We start from the raw sequence: 16,424 nt of genomic DNA on the forward strand, positions 1-16,424 counted from the left end.
GAATACGGTTTCTTCGGGGCAGGGTGTAATTCCCTACCGACGGTGACAATTAATAATTGAAGTCCGTGACCCGCGTTTTGCGGTGGAACTAGTGTGAGTCTAGTACCGACAGTTAAAGTCTGGATGGGAGAAGAACAAACAAGATTAGACAGAAAACTCGCGTCGTTATTAAACTTCGCTGAAATCTTATTTGATGAATATAAAATAAGCCTCGTTGATTGAATCAACGAGGTTTTTTAATGCTTAGGAAGTGAAATTAGTGCAGGATAAGGATTATATGCAAATGGCAGTTCAAGAAGCATTGAAAGCTCAGGGAATGACTTGGACAAATCCTTTAGTTGGTGCAGTTTTGGTTAAGGACAATCAGGTTCTAGCGACCGGCTACCACCATCAATTTGGTAAGGAACACGCAGAAGTGAATACACTCTCACACTTAGCTGATCCCCAGCAGGCACAGGGAGCAACCTTGTATGTCACACTAGAGCCTTGCAGCCATTACGGCAAGCAACCTCCTTGCTGCAAAAAGGTCGCTGAAGCTGGAATAAAAAAAGTTGTTATTGGTCAGATTGATCCTCATCAAATTGTAGCTGGCAAGGGTATTGAATATCTAGAAAGCCATGGGGTGCAAACTGAGATAATCGGTGGTACAGAAAATTTAAACGTTGCTTATAACTTTTTTTATCACCAAAAGAGGCCTTTTGTGACGCTTAAATATGCAATGTCTCTTGATGGCAAAATTAATGCTGCAGGTAAAACGAGAACAATTTTGACTGGGGATGCAGCTCAGGTGGATGTGCAAAAGTTGCGTTTGCACAACCAAGCAATTTTAATTGGGGCAAATACTTTGCGAATAGACAATCCGCTTTTAACGGTCAGAATTAAAAATTTACCCCAGCCACCTATTCGAATAGTGCTTACTAAAGATGCTAATCAATTAGACTTTAACAGTCGCATGTTTAAGACACAAGGCGAAATTTGGCTATTAAGTAGAACTGAACTGACACAAAAAGTAGCTGAAAATGTTCGCTGCTTTACTGCTGCTAAATGGACACCTTCAAAAATTGTGCAGTTTTTAGCCGCACATGAAATTCAAGCACTATTAGTTGAAGGTGGCAGCAATGTCCAGAGCCAGTTTGTAGCAGCGGACTTGGCTGACGAAATAGTGACATACATTGCTCCTTTAGTTTTAGGCGGTACTGCATTACCTGCTGTGTTTGGCCAGGCTTTAGCAGAAAAAAGTGATTATCAACTTTTAGACGTTAAAAAATTCAATCAAGATGTCAGAATTCGCGTGAGGAGAAAAGAATGTTTACAGGAATAATTCAAACTACGGGAACGATAACCCGTTTGGAAATTAGTGAGCAACATGCAAGACTAGGTATTTGCGCTCCTAAATTAGTGCAAAAAGATTTGCCTTTAGGGGCAAGCATTGCCGTTAATGGTATTTGTTTAACCGTTACCGCTTGGAGCGATAATGACTTTGCAGTAGACGTGATGCCGGAAACAATGAAACGGACTAATTTGGGCAATTTGCAAAAAGGTAGTTTAGTAAATTTAGAGCCATCATTGTCTTTAAACGGTAAGCTTGATGGTCATATTGTTGCAGGTCATGTTGATACTACAGCAGAATTAATAAAACGGGATGAAAATGAGAATTCTGTAGAATTAGAATTCGCAGTACCACATAAGTATGCTCCTTTTATTGTTGAAAAAGGCTCAATTGCCATTGACGGCATTAGTTTAACCGTGACAATGACGCAAAATGATCATTTTGGAGTGAGCTTAATACCTTATACCATACAAAATACTACTTTGGCTCACTATCAAGTGCATGACAAAGTCAATATTGAAGTGGATATGATTGGTCGGTACGCTGTCAAACAAATTCAAGCTTGGAAAAAGGAATTTTAATGGAGGAAAAAATGACAGAACAACTGAATGAAAAAATGCAAAAGGTGTTACAACATATGCTGACAGGTGGGTTGGTCATTGTGGCTGATTCACCGCAGCGTGAGTCTGAAGGGGATATGATTGGTCTGGCTGAAAAGGTAACGCCTCAAGCAGTTAATATGATGATTACTAAGGCGCGCGGACTATTATGTGTGCCGATGAGTAAGGCATACGCTGACCGCTTGCAACTAAAACCAATTGAAACTGGTTCGAACGATACTTTTGGCACGGCTTTTACCCTTAGTGTTGATTCTACTGAAACCACTACGGGAATTTCAGCTTTTGACCGTGCTAAAACTATTAAAAAATTGGCTGATCCTAATAGCCAGTGGGCTGACTTTTATCATCCAGGTCATGTTTTTCCTTTGGTAGCTAAAGAAGGCGGTGTACTGGAGCGCACAGGTCATACTGAAGCTGCTTTGGATCTGGCTAGATTGGCAGGAGTTGCACCTGTAGGCTTTATTTGCGAGTGCATTAAAAAAGACGGAACGATGGCCAGACGTAAAGACCTAAAGGCTTTAGCAGAAGGACTTGGTATTCCTTATTTGACCATTGAAGAGTTAATTGCATACCGCAAGAATCTGGCAAATAAAGATTTGGGGATTGAATCCTTTACCAAGGTTGCTTTTCCTACCAAGTACGGTCACTTCCAGCTTGAAGGTTTCAGGGATAAAAAGCATCCTGAAAAGCAACCGACTTTGTTAATTAGTAAGGGTGAAGTAAAAAAAGGTGAGCCTCTTTTATTGCGGCTTCACAGTGAATGTTTGACTGGGGATGTTTTTGGTTCTAAGCGCTGTGACTGTGGCGCTCAGCTTGCCGCAGCTTTAACAAAAATTGAGCAAAATGGATCAGGAGCAGTTTTATACTTGCGTCAAGAAGGTCGGGGAATTGGTCTAGAAAATAAATTGCGCGCTTATAAGCTGCAAGACGAAGGTATGAACACAGTTGAAGCTAACCAGCACCTTGGCTTGCCGGTTGACGCACGCCGCTATAATGTTGCTGCTGAAATTTTAAGGCAAAAAGGCGTGAGCGAAGTTGAATTAATGACCAATAATCCGGATAAAGTAACGCAATTAGAAAATTATGGCATTAAAGTTGTCAAAAGAATACCTGTTGAAGTAGGCATGACCGCAGAAAATAAGAATTACTTGGCAACTAAAAAGCATGAAATGAATCATATTTTAAACGAGGTAGATTAACATGAAAGAAATTATTGGCAACATTGCCCAGGGACAGGATAAAAAGATTGGTATTGTCGTTGCTCAATTTAACGGTGTGGTAACGGATCGCCTACTTTCAGGTGCGCTAGAGCAATTGAAAAAATCAGGAGTGAAAGATGAAAATATTGTGCTTGTGAAAGTACCCGGTGCTTTTGAAATTGCTCGTACGGTCAACTGTCTGGCAAAAAGTGGCAAAGTTGATGGCATTATTGCATTAGGAGCTGTAATTAGAGGCGAAACAGCTCATTTTACCTATGTTTGTGAAGGTACTACTTCTCAGTTAGCAGCTGCATCAGCCAATGGGCCAGTTCCAGTCATGTTTGGTGTACTTATGACCGATACGGTTGCACAAGCAACTGATCGTGCCGGAGGTAAAGCAGGCAATAAAGGAGCTGAGTGTGCTACAGATGTCTTAGAAGTATTAAATATAGAAGAACAGATAAAGCAACTATAATTTTTTAAGTGCACAATCCTAAATAAAGAAAAAACAGGTCGTTTCTAGAAATAGAAGTGGCTTGTTTTTGGTCTTAGTAGTTTTAGCGGCTTGCTGTTTGCTTTTATTATTAGTTGATTTATCTTTAAATTATTAAAACTAATTTTAAAATCATATATGCATATATTATCCGATAACAGTAAAATAGTTATTTTAATTTGTTACTAATGTTAATTTTATGGCTATTTTAAGCACTTTTAAAAAAATATTTTTACTTGCAATGTTATTAAATTAATTATATAATGAAATTGTAATGATATTCATATTTTTTTAGTAGCAAAATTAGATAATTTTTATTATTGAGGTGAAAAATGAATAAAGGATTGAACCACAATAAGCGAACTGGAGCACTGCTTTTTAGTAGTTTAACGGCAGCTGCACTTGGTTTAGCAATTTTAAATACTAATGTGGTAAAGGCTGATAGCAATTCAGGAACACAGGACACTGCGCAAAACTTTGATAGGAATAAAACCCGAGTAGCAAATAATAATGCATCTCAAAGAAGTAATCAAGGCACTACTGATAATGCGAATACCACTGCACCAGAAGGAAATGCTAATGATACTACAGATAATGCAGATGAAACTCAAAACGGGAGTGTGGGCTCATCGCAGGGCACAAATGAAGAGACAAACTCTCAAACTTCTGCTGGTAATGATCAGCCAGAAACAGACATTACTAAGAATGAAAATAAAATTAGTACAAAAACTATTAAAACAAGTAAGTGGGGTAATGCTGACGAAAGTTATGATAGTGATACTAACGTATTAACTGTAAGTGGAAGTCATGATAAGGATAATCCGACTATTGTCAATACAACTAAAACTTTAGGTGAATTTCTAGATCAAGGTGGACGAAACCCTGATATTGCAAAGGTAAAAAAGGTAATCTTTGACGGTTACTTTAAAGTTGTTGGCAATACCATGTCAGTTTTTATTAGCCTTAGTGGCCTAACTGATATTGAAGGCTTAGAAAACGTTGATACTTCGGAAGCGACCACCATGTTTGCCTGGTTTAGTCAATGCAGTAGTCTTAAACACGTAGATCTTTCTCATTTTAATACCTCAAATGTTAAAAACATGTCTTATATGTTTGACCGCTGTACCAATCTCGAAGATCTTGACCTAAGTAAATTTGATACTTCCCAAGTCAAAGATATGTCATATATGTTTTCCGGTTGCAAAAGTCTCAAAGAATTAGATTTGCAGAGTTTTGATACTTCCCAAGTCACAAATATGTCATGGATGTTTGCAGGGTGTGAGAGTCTTAAAAAATTAAATGTTACTAGCTTCAATACTACTAATGTTAAAGACATGTCATTTATGTTTAATCACTGTGCAAGTTTGACTAACATTGATGTACACAGTTTTGATACTGAAAATGTTGAAAATATGGCGTCAATGTTTAGTATGTATTATTCTTATAAGAGCGATACGAGTTCAAAGTTCGGTTGGGATTCCAGCCTTATCTCACTTGATCTTTCTAACTTTAATACTAGTAAAGTAACGAATATGTCATCTATGTTCTTTAAATGTACAAAGCTAAAAGACCTAAACATCTCTAAATTTAATACCTCTCAAGTCACAACTATGAATAGTATGTTTAATGGATGTAATAAATTAACATACTTAGACCTGTTCAACTTTGATACTGCAAATGTTGTAGATATGTCATACATGTTTCGTGATACGAATAGTTTAGTTGGTTTGAATTTGTCAAGTTTCAATACTTCTAAAGTAAAAAGCATGAGTCAAATGTTTTATCTCTACGCTGATCCTGAAAAAGATGGTAAATATCCTAAACTTTCGAACTTAAGAACCCTAGATATCAGCAATTTTGATATGAGTAGTAATGGTAACACCTATGATATGCTGAGAGGGCACCAAAACTTGCTAGTTTTGAAACTGGGAAAAGGAAACAAACTCGTTTCAATTATGGGTCTTGATACACCAGGAACTTGGTTAAATGTTGGAAAGAAAACAATGCAGGATCCTGAAGGCTCAGAACAATGGCTATCAGCTGAACTGATGAGCAATTGGAAAGATGGTGCAAAAGATGAAACGTACGTGCGTAAAACTACAATAACAGCTCATTATCAAGATGAAAAGGGCAAGACGCTTGCGCCTGATGAGACTTACACTGGCACATACGGCACTCATTATGAAGCTAAAGTCAAAGAAATTCCTGGTTATGTTTTAACGGCTATGCCGAAAAATGCGTCAGGACGCATTGGAGAAAATCTAGATGATATTACATTTATTTACAAAACGAATGATTCTAATAATAATTCAGGCTCAAACAATTCAGGTTCAAATAATTCCGGCTCAAACGGTCATGGAACAAACTCAGGGATAAATGATAATAATACTGTAGCAAGAGTTGAAGTTCATTATCAGGATGAGAACGAAAATGAAATTGCTCCCTCTAAGATTTTAACTGGCGTTGTTGGTGAAGGCTACATTACCAAGGCTTTGGATATTACAGGTTATACTCTTAAACTTAGACCTGTTAATGCTACCGGCTTCTTTAGCAGCCAGCCACAAACTGTTACTTATGTTTATTCGAGAAATGGTGTCATTCGAACAGTTCGTCATAATTCCTATCTATATGACCAAAATGGTGGCCGTAAAGCTGGCGAATACTTTATTGGCAAAAAAATTAAAACCTATGGCAGTAGGCTTATTCAGAATAAGAAATATTACGAACTTGGAAACGATACTTTTATTAAAGCTAATAATGTAACAGGTATTAAACGCAAACTTAAGCACAATGCCTATATTTACACCAGGAAGGCTAATAAGAAAGTAAAGCGTTCTGGTCGTAAAGTATTGAAAAAGAAACAAACGATCAGAACATATGGTGGAGCTATTAAAATGCATAATAAGCTGTACTATATTGTTGGTAAGAATCGCTATATTAAAAAAGCTAATTTTTAGCAATTGAGAAATAATAATTAGAAAAGTTCTATCATAGTAAAAATAGGCTAGATAGAGCTTTTTTATTGTTTTGCTAAATTGCTGTATAAGGAAGAAGAAATTTAATTAGACCTGTTGCTTTTGCCTAAGCGATAATTTTGCACGTTAATACCAAAAATGCCAAAAACTAGTAATAACGAAATTCCGCTAGCAAGGAGCGTAAGAGCAGGTCGCTGCAGCACATTGGCAATTGCTGAAACTCCGACTGTAAAAAAGATATTTAATAGTGCACTGCCTAGTTGCAAAAAACTTGATTGAGCAGACTGAACATTTTTACTAGTCCTTTTAATTCTAACTTTGCTGCACCAATTACCGATTGGTAAAGTTTCTCCATAAATTAACACTGTACTAATGAACATGGTGGCGATTGTTTGTTTTAAAAAGAATATGCCTAATGCTAAAGTAGTAATTATGATTAAGGTGCACAGTAACCAGTAGTGGTTATCAAAGCGAATAAGCACAGCTCCTAATAAGAGGCCACTGACTACAGCAAGCAGCAGCCAGTATACTTGACTGTATGTAGGATCAATTGTTTTCCAGAAGTAAATCATCAGTCCGTTGAATACAGATTGGAGAGCACCATTAAACATGGCCACAATAATTGCTGCGCGTAAGCCTTTATTAGTAATAATATTGTGCCAGACTTTGACCAGATGGGTTATGGTTTTAAAATTGTTTTTATCTTTAACAAAATGCCTTTGGTGCAAAGCTAGGGTAAGAAAAATATTAATGAAAAAGCCGCTGCTTGCTACTAGGAGAAAATATAAATAATTGCGTGTAGTCAAAATCAGAGCTGCTATTGCAGCTATACTGGCAATATTACCGATCAGACCAGCAATAGAATTGCAGTTGATGGTTTTTTCGAGGGAATTATCTGTCAGAAGAGATTTTAAATTTCCCGTAAATGATAGTCCTTCAACTAAACTGAACATTGTAATGCAAAGGTCAACCAGAATATATAAGGGAACAAAGTATTTTTTGGGAAAAGTAAACGGCAGTAATAAGAATAAACACAGAAATATATATATCCAAATTAACATGCGGCGTTTGTCGACATTATCAAGCTTTGATCCAATAAACAGGACACTCAAAATAAGTGCCAAGGAACTAATACTTGATATCAAGCCATTAACAACGATATTATCTGAATATTCACGAATAATTAGTGCACCACCTATTCCAACTAGAATACTGCCAAAATTTGATAGCAGATTGATTAGTGGTAATAATATTTGATTGCGCTTGAGAAATTTATTACTGTCCATTTTTATCACGCTTTCATGTAATATAATGAGAAGCGTAACATGTAGGAATTTTGCTGGCAGCAAAAGTAACATAAACGGCCATTTTCATTAGTTGAAACGGCCATTTTCACTATACAAATTCTTAGACCTAAATGTAATTGTTAATTTTATAAAGTTTATTAAGAGTAATGTTTTTTATGCTGCCAAAGCCATAAAATACATAGTGTTGTTCAACCTTTTAGAGTATTATATAAATATTAAGGAAAAATAATAACGGTTATGATAAGGATTTTATATGGTAACAATTACTGGCTTGCAAGGCGTGCCCATGATATCTAAAACTTGTGACTTGTCCCGAATATTAGTTGAAACTATCAAAAAAGAACATTTCAAAATTGCTGCTGGCGACATTATTTGTGTAGCGTCTAAAATTTGCTCAATGGCGGAGGGCAATATTGTGGATTTAAGCCACGTAGCACCAACTTCTGTGGCAAAAAGAATTCATCAACGCATACCCAGAAAGGATGCCAGTTTAATTCAAGTGATTATTGACCAAACCGCTGACCCATCTGGCAGTAAATTAGAAGTAAGTGGAAATCATATTGGTGCTTGGCTTCCTAACGGTTTGTTTTTAACTAGTGGCGGTGTTGACAAGGGTAAAAATAATACAGCGATAACTTTACCTAAGAATTGTGATTTAACAGCTAAACGCATCAGCAATACTTTTTACCAAGAATTAGGTGTAAAAACTAGTGTAATCATTACTGACAGTGACGGTAGGGCAGATAAAAAAGGTGCTAATCAGGTAGCAGTTGGCTTATACGGATTAAATGGCTTAAGGATAAATAAAGAAGCTGGTACAGCTGAAACGCTTTGTGATTTGCTGGCAGCTGCTGCTGGTTTAGTAATGGGGCAACGAGGAGTCAATATGCCTTTAGTGTGTATTCATGGACTTGAATATGACCAAAATACTGATTCTGGTATTGGCGATGTTGTGAATTATAGTTTATAAGACTTTTTAGTTCATAAATATTAATGTAAATATGCCAGTTTGAATTAAGAATAGGAGAAAGAATAAATGAAGATTATTTGTTACGGCGTAATCAAAATGGAAGAATCCCGTATTGAAAATTGGGCTCAAAAAAATAATGTTGAAGTAAAAATTGTCCACGATGATTTATGTGCTGAAAATGCGGATTTGGCTGAAGGTTTTGATGGCGTGAGCTCTGAAGGCAATCTTCCTGTAGGTGCTAGTGTATATGAAAAATTTAAGCAGTATGGCATTACGCAACTAGCCATTCGGCAAGTTGGGGTTGATAACCAGGATTTAGCTGCAGCAAAGAAGAACGGCATTAGGATTACTAACGTTGCAGCGTATTCACCAAGAGCTATTGCAGAGCTTGGCGTAACTGACGCAATGTACTTATTGCGTAAAATTGGTATTTACCAAGACAGAATGGCACATGGTGATTTTACTTATGACGAAAGTACAATTAGCACAGAAATTTTTAACTGTACTGTCGGCATAATTGGAGCCGGTCACATTGGAGGAGCCAGTGCCCAGCTTTATAGCGCATTAGGGGCTAAAGTTTTAGCTTGTGATCCGGTTTATGACGCGTCTTTAGAACCATATCTTACTTATACTGACTTTGATACGATTCTTGCTGAATCCGATATTATTTCTTTGCATACGCCGTTATTAGCAAGTACCGAAAACATGATTGACAAAACTGCTTTTGATAAAATGAAGAAAAAGCCTATTTTGATTAACGTAGCTCGTGGGGGCTTGGTTGACACACAAGCTTTAATTGCGGCACTAAAAAATGGACAAATTTCTGCAGCTGCTCTTGATACCTTAGCCGATGAAACTGATTTTTATAATAAAAAGGATATGCTGAACTCATTGCCGGAAGATTACAAGGAATTAACAGCAATGCCTCAAGTTTTGATTACACCGCACATTGCCTTTTTCACTAAACTAGCCGTTAAAAACAGTATTGAGATTGCTTTGAACGATGCCAAAACAATTATCTCAGGTGGAGAAGTAAAGAGTGTAGTTAATTTGTAAGGACAAAAGTTAGTTTAGGCCAAAATGCTCCAATAAATAGTTAAATTAGGTTGGGCAAGATATAAAAAGCTTTGGGAATGCAGTTCTCAAAGCTTTTTTATTTTATTTGCTTTTGTCAGGTAAATGGCAATAAATACAACAGCTAAAATTTAGCAGGTACAATAAGCGGTTCATGTTTTTTACTAGTATCCTCACCGCTTAAGCTCTTAAGTAAAATTTCTGCAGCACTTGCTCCCATTAAATATGGATTTTGTGAAATTAGCCTTGCTTCGGGCAAAATTGTCTGTACTAATTTAGTATCTGAGAATCCCGTAATTAAAACCTCGTCACTATTTAAAAAGCCATCAGCGAAAAGCATTGGTAAAAAGGCAAGGAGCCAGCGTTCCTTGAAACTAAAAATCAAGGTTTTCTTGTTTTGAGCTTTTTGCTTCAACAAGAAAGATTCAATTTTATTTTTAATCGCCATATAATTATATGATTCCTCGTCCAGCTCAATTAAATGAATCTGATCAGGATCTGCAATTGAGCACACACCACTGTACCTGTCTCTTCTCGTAGAAGCGATTTTAACTTCAGAAGACAAAATTAAGATGTCATCGCAGCCTTGCTTCAAAAAATATTTAGTCGCGTCCTTTGAAACTGTAATATTATTGGAAATAACCTGTGGCCAACGTTTAGTAGCCAGGCGTCTGTCTAAAATTACTGTAGGGATGTTGTGAATAAACTCGGATTGAATTGTTTTGATATTACTACCCAAGGGTTGAAACAGCAGCCCATCAAAGAAACTACTGCTGACGGTTTTAATTAATTCTCGTTCCCGCTGCTGTTCGGCATTAGTGTCTAATAAAAAGGCTTCATAACCTTTAACTCTGAGAATGTTAGATGCCCCTTTAAATAATTCAGTTGAAAAATAATCGTCTATATTGGAAACAACTACGGCAATTGTCTTACTTTGATTGGTAGCCATTTGACGAGCTGCCAGATTAGGAATGTAATTTAAGTCTTTAATTGCTTGCTCTATCGCTTTTGCTTTTTCTTCAGAGAGCCTGCCTTTAGCCTTGTTATTTAAATATCTTGATACGGATGCAACGGAAACCTGTGCTAATTCAGCTACGTTACGAATTGTTGCTTTTTTCATAATCACTATTCTTTTTTCTTGTTTTAAAAGTAGTATATCATTTTACTGCCATTAAAATGAAATATTGCATAAATTATTGCGTATATAATTTTATTTGAAAAGCGCTTGCAAAGATAAACTAAATGTTTTATATTAAGAGGGTAACCGGTTACCTTAAAAAGTAATAAGCTGATATTATTTAGATGAAATAATCAGTTAGTAAAGGGGTAAGTGTAATGAGTTCTACAGTAATAGCAATCTTGCTATTAATAACTTTTGCTCTATTTATATGGTACATCTTAAAAGGTGGGAACTTGATGATTGGCTTCTTCGTGATGGCAATCTTATGGTGCATCATTGGTTTAGTACCATTTAATGAAGCAATCAATAAAGTTTTCGCGCAACCAGCGCTCAGTTATGGTCCAACTATTATTTATATCGTATTTGGTTCATGGTTTGGTCGCGTACTGGTTGATAGTGGGATTGCGCCTGCAATATCAGAAGCTACTAAGTCAATTGGTAAAAAGAAACCACTTCTGGCAGCAATTTTAGTTGTTTTAGTTACAGCGTTTATTTTTGTAAGTGCATACGGTGTTGGTTCAGTAATAGCAATTGGTGTTATTCTATTACCAATTCTATTATCATTAGGATTACCGCGAGATGTTGCCTTGGCAGCATTCTCTATGGCTATTGGAGCACCAATGTATATCAACGTTGTCCTTTATAACCAGATGAAGGCCTTTGTGCCAAAGGCTGCTTATGACAGTAAGTACCTTACTTTTGGTATATGCGCTGCAATAGTACAGTTGCTAGCGATCATTGTCTTTTTATTCTTCAATCGTAAAAAGATTAATCCGGCAATGGCAGATGATAATCTTAAATTAATTGGTGCTGAAAATAATGAAACTAGTACTGTTAAAGTGCCTAAAGTAGCGTACATTGTTCCTATTATTCCAGTTTTAATGAACATGGCATTTAAATGGGATGCAGTACCTGCATTAACTTTAGCAAGTATTATTGCTATTTTCTTAACTGGTCAATTTAAAGACTACAAAAAGGGCCTCAAGTTTTTAAATGATTCAATTTCTCATGCAATTAGTGATATTGCAGGCTTGATTATGTTTTTAATGGCTCTGGAAAGTTTTACTGGCGCAGCAACTATTAATGCCGAAAGATTTCGCCCAATATTGGCAGCTGTTTTGCCTCATCAACACTTAATCCTTTGTCTTGCTTTGGGTATTTTGGCTCCACTGGCTTTGTTCCGCGGTCCTTTACATGTTTGGGGAGCCGGAGCTGCCACCGCTGCAGTTTTGTACAGCACTGGATTATTCAGTGATGCCTTCTTATTACCACTTTTATATGTTCCAACTTTGATGGCAGTATCAGTAGATATTACCCAATCCTGGAATGTTTGGGGCTTGGACTACATGAAGGTAAAATCAAAGGACTTCTTAAAATATGGTGTACCGGTAATGTGGGTAGTTTCAATTATAAATGAAATTCTTGTTTATCACTTTTTCGGATGAGTATGAAAAGCAAAGAGAGGAAATATTATGTCTGAAGTAATTACTATTGGTGAACCACTTGTTATATTGTGTTCAAAAGATCCAGATGTTTCGTTAGTAGACACTGAAGATTTTCACAAAGTAATGGGTGGAGCTGAATTAAATGTTGCTATTGGCGTGAGAAGATTGGGACACTCTGTTGAGTATGTTACGCGAGTTGGAGAAGATCCTTTTGGCAAGTATGTCCAAAAAACTATTGCTGCTCACAATGTAGGAACTAAGTATGTTAGTTATGATGATAAGTATTTTACAGGTCATCAATTAAAGCAGTTAGTAACACATGGTGATCCTGCGACTTTTAATTACCGTCGTGATTCTGCTGCTTGTCACCTGGAAGCCAGCCAAATTGCTGATATTGATTTAAGTGATGTTAAAATTGCCCATATGTCTGGAATTTTTCCTGCAATCTCCGATATTGCAGAAGAAACTTTCCGTGCTTTTTATAAAAAACTAATTGCTGCTAAAAAACTAATTACCTTTGATCCTAATTTGCGTCCTCCTTTATGGAAGAGCAAAGATTATATGATTAAGACAATCAATGAGCTGGCAGGTATGGCTGATATTGTCTTACCGGGTATCAGTGAAGGCAAGACACTAATGGGTTCGGAAGATCCTGAAGAAATAGCTGACTTTTACTTGAAAGGTGAAAGAACTACAACGGTAATGGTTAAACTCGGGGATAAAGGTGTTTTCGTCAAAAATGTTAAAGGTGAAAAATACACTGTTCCTAGTTTTAAACCAGATAAAGTTCTTGATACTGTCGGTGCTGGAGATGGGTTTGCTTTGGGTTTGATTACTGCTTTACTTGAAGGAAAAAGTTTGAAGGCTGGGGCTATTCGCGGTAATGCTGTAGGCTGTCTGCAGGTGCAAACCCTAGGTGATAATGACGGTTATCCAACAAAAGAACAATTACAAGAATTTTACCAAAAACAGGGTGTTTCTGAAGATGAAGCTGCAAGTCGCAATTGATCGAGTCTCGTTAACCACCGCAGTTCAATTGGCGCGAAAACTTGATGGTATTGCTGATATTGTGGAATTTGGTACCTCAATAATAAAAGATTACGGCTTTTATGAGATTAAAGCTGCAAATGTAAATTTAAAACACAGTTTACTTTTATTAGATACTAAAACAAACGATGAAGGTCAATACGAATTTGAACAAGGATTTAAAGCAGGGGCGGATATTCTAACTGTAATGGGAACGGCTGATCCGGAAACTCTTGCCAGCGTTTATGAAATTGCAGAGCAAAAAAATAGGGAAGTGCTTATTGATTTAATGGGCATGAGCAATAATTCCATCTTAGAGATTGCCAAATTTCCTAATGCAATTTATAACTTGCATAATTCTCATGATGCTGGTAAAAACGCAAATTTGCTTAATTTAGTCTCTGATTTTAGGAAAAAATTCCCCACAATTAAAAACATAGCGGTTGCTGGTAGTATTGATTTAGAGCAAGCAAAGAAATTAGCCGTGCAAAATGAAGTACAAGAGGTTATTGTAGGAAGTAAGATTGTTCAATCTAATAATCCTATTAATGAGGCTAGCAAGTTTAAGGAGATTATCAATTTATGTTAGATTCTAAACATTTAATTAAACCCGTTTTAGCAGAGATAAACACAGTCCTGGATAAGGTAAACGAGGCAGAAATTGATCAAGCTGCAACTTTAATTACTAAGAATAAAAGAATATTTGTTTTAGGTTCAGGCCGCTCCGGTTTTATGGCCAAAAGCTTTGCCATGAGGTTAATGCATATTGGTTACCAGGTTTTTGTCATCGGAGAAACAATTACGCCCTCAATTCAGCCACACGATGTTTTGGTTTCTGTCTCAGGTTCTGGAAAGACCAGCAGTGTGCTGGAATTAACAGAAAAAGCAGCTAAAAATGGAGTTGAAATAATTGCTGTGTCGAGTAATGCTAGCTCACCTCTGGCAAAATTAGCGAAACAGGTGATAGTAGTGCCTGGAGCAACTAAAAATGGGGATGGGGTTGAATCTATTCAACTTTTAAGTTCTCTATTTGACCAAAGTGTGCACATTGTGCTAGATATTCTTTGTCTCAAGTTGAGCATTAGAGATGAAGTTTCTAATGGCGCTGCTAAAAAACAGCACAGTAATATGGAATGATAGGAGAGATAAAATGCTTTTAAAATATGAATCAATAAAAAGAATTCAAGAAGCCGGAGTCGTAGCAGTAGTTAGAGGTAATAATGAAGAAAATTCCTACCAAACTGCTAAAGCATGTATAAAAGGACATATTACTGCTATTGAATTAGCATTTACTTCTCCTAGTGCAGATATAACGATCAAAAGGTTGACAGAAGAATATGGCAGTGACAAAAATGTGATTATTGGTGCAGGTACGGTGCTGGATCCAGCAACAGCAAGGCTAGCTATTATAGCAGGAGCTAAATTTGTGGTTAGTCCTTCTTTTAATAAAGATACGGCCAAGATGTGTAATTTATACCAGATTCCGTATATTCCAGGGTGTTTTACTTCAACTGAAATTCAAGATGCATTGACATATGGGGCAGACGTAATTAAAGTTTTCCCGGGTTCAGTTGCAGGCAAAACAATGATTAATGAAATCCACGGACCATTTCCAAATGTGAATGTTATGCCAACAGGTGGTGTTTCATTAGCAAACATGAACGAATGGTTTGAAAAGGGAGCTTTTGTTATTGGAGTAGGCGGTAGTTTAGTCGGACCAGGTAAAAAGAATGATTACGAAGCCGTAACTGAAAATGCTAAAAAATTTAATGAGAAATATGTAGATTTTAGAACAAATAGGAGCAAATCATGACTTTAATAATTAATACATTGGTGTATGAAAAAGAGATTCAAAGTGGTATTAGTCAACTGGACTTAGTGGATAGAATTGCCGATTTAGGTGCAGACGGAATTGAACTTAGACGTGAATATTTCAAAGATGTAGCTGCAGAAATTAAAGAACTGGCACCAGCTATTAAAGAAAAAGGCTTATTATTAAACTATAGTGTACCTGATAATATTTTTGATGATAATGGTAATTTTAACCAGAACTTAAACAAGTATTATAAAGAAGCCCAAGAGCTTGGTGCACAGAAAATCAAGTTTAGTACCGGCAATTTCTATAAATACCATGGCGATTTGGCAGAAGATCTTGCCACTTTACCTTTAGCTACTATTCAAACAACTATCGAGAATGACCAGACACCAATAAGTGGTAACCCAGATACAATATTTGATTTTCTGACTGCTGTCAGAAAAGCTGGGTTCAATTCAATTTTTGCTACATTTGACTTAGGAAATCTTGCCTTTACAGGCTTTGATCCAAATTTGGCCGCAAAGAAGCTCGCACCGTTTGTAGCTTATATTCACTTGAAGAATCCTATGCTTAATGCAGAAGGCAAAATGCAAAATACTGAGTCATTAGACCGTGGGATGTTTAACTGGAAAGCGGTTATTAGATACCTGCCTAAAGATGCACAATGTGCTTTTGAATTCGCAATGCCAGATGATGAAGTTATTGGCAAAGAAATGGAAAAGTTCCATGATTATTTCAATGGTAAAAGGTAACATTTAGGATTTTGAAGTTAATTAGCGGATTCCTCGTTAAAAAATTCTCACAGACTTTAAGGATCTATACAATCATTGATTGGTAGCTTAAAAAAGTATTTTTATAAATTGGTAAATCGTTGTTTTAATTCGAAACAAGATTTACCTTTTTTATTTGACTAATAACAAAGTGAAAATTGTTTTATATACATTCTTGCAGATTTAAACACACATACACAACAATATTTATATTTTGAT

General features: G+C 36.4%; 15 protein-coding genes and 1 riboswitch. Of the genes, 13 read left to right on the plus strand and 2 right to left on the minus strand.

Annotation, left to right across the window (positions count from 1 at the left end):
• Positions 1-5: 5 nt before the first annotated feature.
• Positions 6-139, plus strand: a riboswitch (FMN riboswitch).
• 144 nt (positions 140-283) lie between these two features.
• The 5 genes from ribD (at position 284) to LDX54_RS01495 (ending at position 6,599) form a co-directional block, all read left to right on the plus strand.
• Positions 284-1,321 (plus strand): bifunctional diaminohydroxyphosphoribosylaminopyrimidine deaminase/5-amino-6-(5-phosphoribosylamino)uracil reductase RibD, encoded by a 1,038-nt coding sequence (gene ribD / locus LDX54_RS01475; protein WP_281214431.1) that lies wholly within the window; start codon positions 284-286, stop codon positions 1,319-1,321.
• The gene (locus tag LDX54_RS01480; protein WP_265667086.1) at positions 1,306-1,911 is read left to right on the plus strand and encodes a riboflavin synthase; all 606 of its coding nucleotides are present in this window, start codon (positions 1,306-1,308) and stop codon (positions 1,909-1,911) included. Before ribD ends, LDX54_RS01480 begins: the two co-directional genes overlap by 16 nt.
• Before the next feature lie 11 nt (positions 1,912-1,922).
• Complete coding sequence (gene ribA / locus LDX54_RS01485; protein ID WP_281214432.1) at positions 1,923-3,149, plus strand: GTP cyclohydrolase II; 1,227 nt, start codon at positions 1,923-1,925, stop codon at positions 3,147-3,149.
• Between the two features lies 1 nt (position 3,150).
• Positions 3,151-3,624 carry a 6,7-dimethyl-8-ribityllumazine synthase gene (ribH, locus tag LDX54_RS01490; RefSeq protein ID WP_265667085.1) on the plus strand — a complete coding sequence of 158 codons (474 nt, stop codon included), beginning with the start codon at positions 3,151-3,153 and terminating at the stop codon, positions 3,622-3,624.
• 350 nt (positions 3,625-3,974) lie between these two features.
• Positions 3,975-6,599: a BspA family leucine-rich repeat surface protein gene (locus LDX54_RS01495; RefSeq protein ID WP_265667084.1), complete on the plus strand. Its 2,625-nt coding sequence runs from the start codon at positions 3,975-3,977 to the stop codon at positions 6,597-6,599.
• 101 nt (positions 6,600-6,700) lie between these two features.
• On the opposite strand, the gene LDX54_RS01500 is transcribed toward LDX54_RS01495, so the two are convergent.
• Positions 6,701-7,903 carry an MFS transporter gene (locus LDX54_RS01500; protein ID WP_265667083.1) on the minus strand — a complete coding sequence of 401 codons (1,203 nt, stop codon included), beginning with the start codon at positions 7,901-7,903 and terminating at the stop codon, positions 6,701-6,703.
• Between the two features lie 274 nt (positions 7,904-8,177).
• Between LDX54_RS01500 and LDX54_RS01505 the strand changes: the two genes are divergently transcribed.
• Both LDX54_RS01505 and LDX54_RS01510 read left to right on the plus strand, forming a co-directional pair.
• Positions 8,178-8,894, plus strand: a complete 717-nt coding sequence (locus tag LDX54_RS01505; protein WP_265667082.1) for a coenzyme F420-0:L-glutamate ligase — start codon at positions 8,178-8,180, stop codon at positions 8,892-8,894.
• Between the two features lie 66 nt (positions 8,895-8,960).
• Positions 8,961-9,950 (plus strand): D-2-hydroxyacid dehydrogenase, encoded by a 990-nt coding sequence (locus tag LDX54_RS01510; protein WP_265667081.1) that lies wholly within the window; start codon positions 8,961-8,963, stop codon positions 9,948-9,950.
• 142 nt (positions 9,951-10,092) lie between these two features.
• Here the strand turns inward: LDX54_RS01510 and LDX54_RS01515 are convergent, their stop codons facing one another.
• A complete protein-coding gene (locus LDX54_RS01515) occupies positions 10,093-11,088 on the minus strand; it encodes a LacI family DNA-binding transcriptional regulator (RefSeq protein ID WP_265667080.1) in 996 nt (331 codons plus the stop codon).
• Positions 11,089-11,303: 215 nt separating this feature from the next.
• On the opposite strand from LDX54_RS01515, the gene LDX54_RS01520 reads away from it, so the two are divergent.
• Genes LDX54_RS01520 through LDX54_RS01545 form a run of 6 tightly spaced genes read left to right on the plus strand, consistent with a single transcriptional unit; the run spans position 11,304 to position 16,187 of the window.
• The gene (locus tag LDX54_RS01520) at positions 11,304-12,593 is read left to right on the plus strand and encodes a gluconate:proton symporter (protein WP_110445573.1); all 1,290 of its coding nucleotides are present in this window, start codon (positions 11,304-11,306) and stop codon (positions 12,591-12,593) included.
• 27 nt (positions 12,594-12,620) lie between these two features.
• On the plus strand, positions 12,621-13,601 hold the full coding sequence (locus tag LDX54_RS01525; protein WP_265667079.1) for a sugar kinase: 981 nt from the start codon (positions 12,621-12,623) through the stop codon (positions 13,599-13,601).
• Positions 13,579-14,208 carry an orotidine 5'-phosphate decarboxylase / HUMPS family protein gene (locus LDX54_RS01530; RefSeq protein WP_265667078.1) on the plus strand — a complete coding sequence of 210 codons (630 nt, stop codon included), beginning with the start codon at positions 13,579-13,581 and terminating at the stop codon, positions 14,206-14,208. Before LDX54_RS01525 ends, LDX54_RS01530 begins: the two co-directional genes overlap by 23 nt.
• On the plus strand, positions 14,202-14,756 hold the full coding sequence (gene hxlB / locus LDX54_RS01535; protein WP_265667077.1) for a 6-phospho-3-hexuloisomerase: 555 nt from the start codon (positions 14,202-14,204) through the stop codon (positions 14,754-14,756). Before LDX54_RS01530 ends, hxlB begins: the two co-directional genes overlap by 7 nt.
• A gap of 13 nt (positions 14,757-14,769) precedes the next feature.
• Positions 14,770-15,432 (plus strand): bifunctional 2-keto-4-hydroxyglutarate aldolase/2-keto-3-deoxy-6-phosphogluconate aldolase, encoded by a 663-nt coding sequence (locus tag LDX54_RS01540; protein WP_265667076.1) that lies wholly within the window; start codon positions 14,770-14,772, stop codon positions 15,430-15,432.
• Entirely contained in the window at positions 15,429-16,187 is a 759-nt protein-coding gene (locus LDX54_RS01545) for a TIM barrel protein (RefSeq protein ID WP_265667075.1), read from the plus strand. Before LDX54_RS01540 ends, LDX54_RS01545 begins: the two co-directional genes overlap by 4 nt.
• Positions 16,188-16,424: the final 237 nt, after the last annotated feature.

The organism is Lactobacillus sp. IBH004, assembly GCF_026185255.2.
Taxonomy (GTDB): domain Bacteria; phylum Bacillota; class Bacilli; order Lactobacillales; family Lactobacillaceae; genus Lactobacillus; species Lactobacillus melliventris.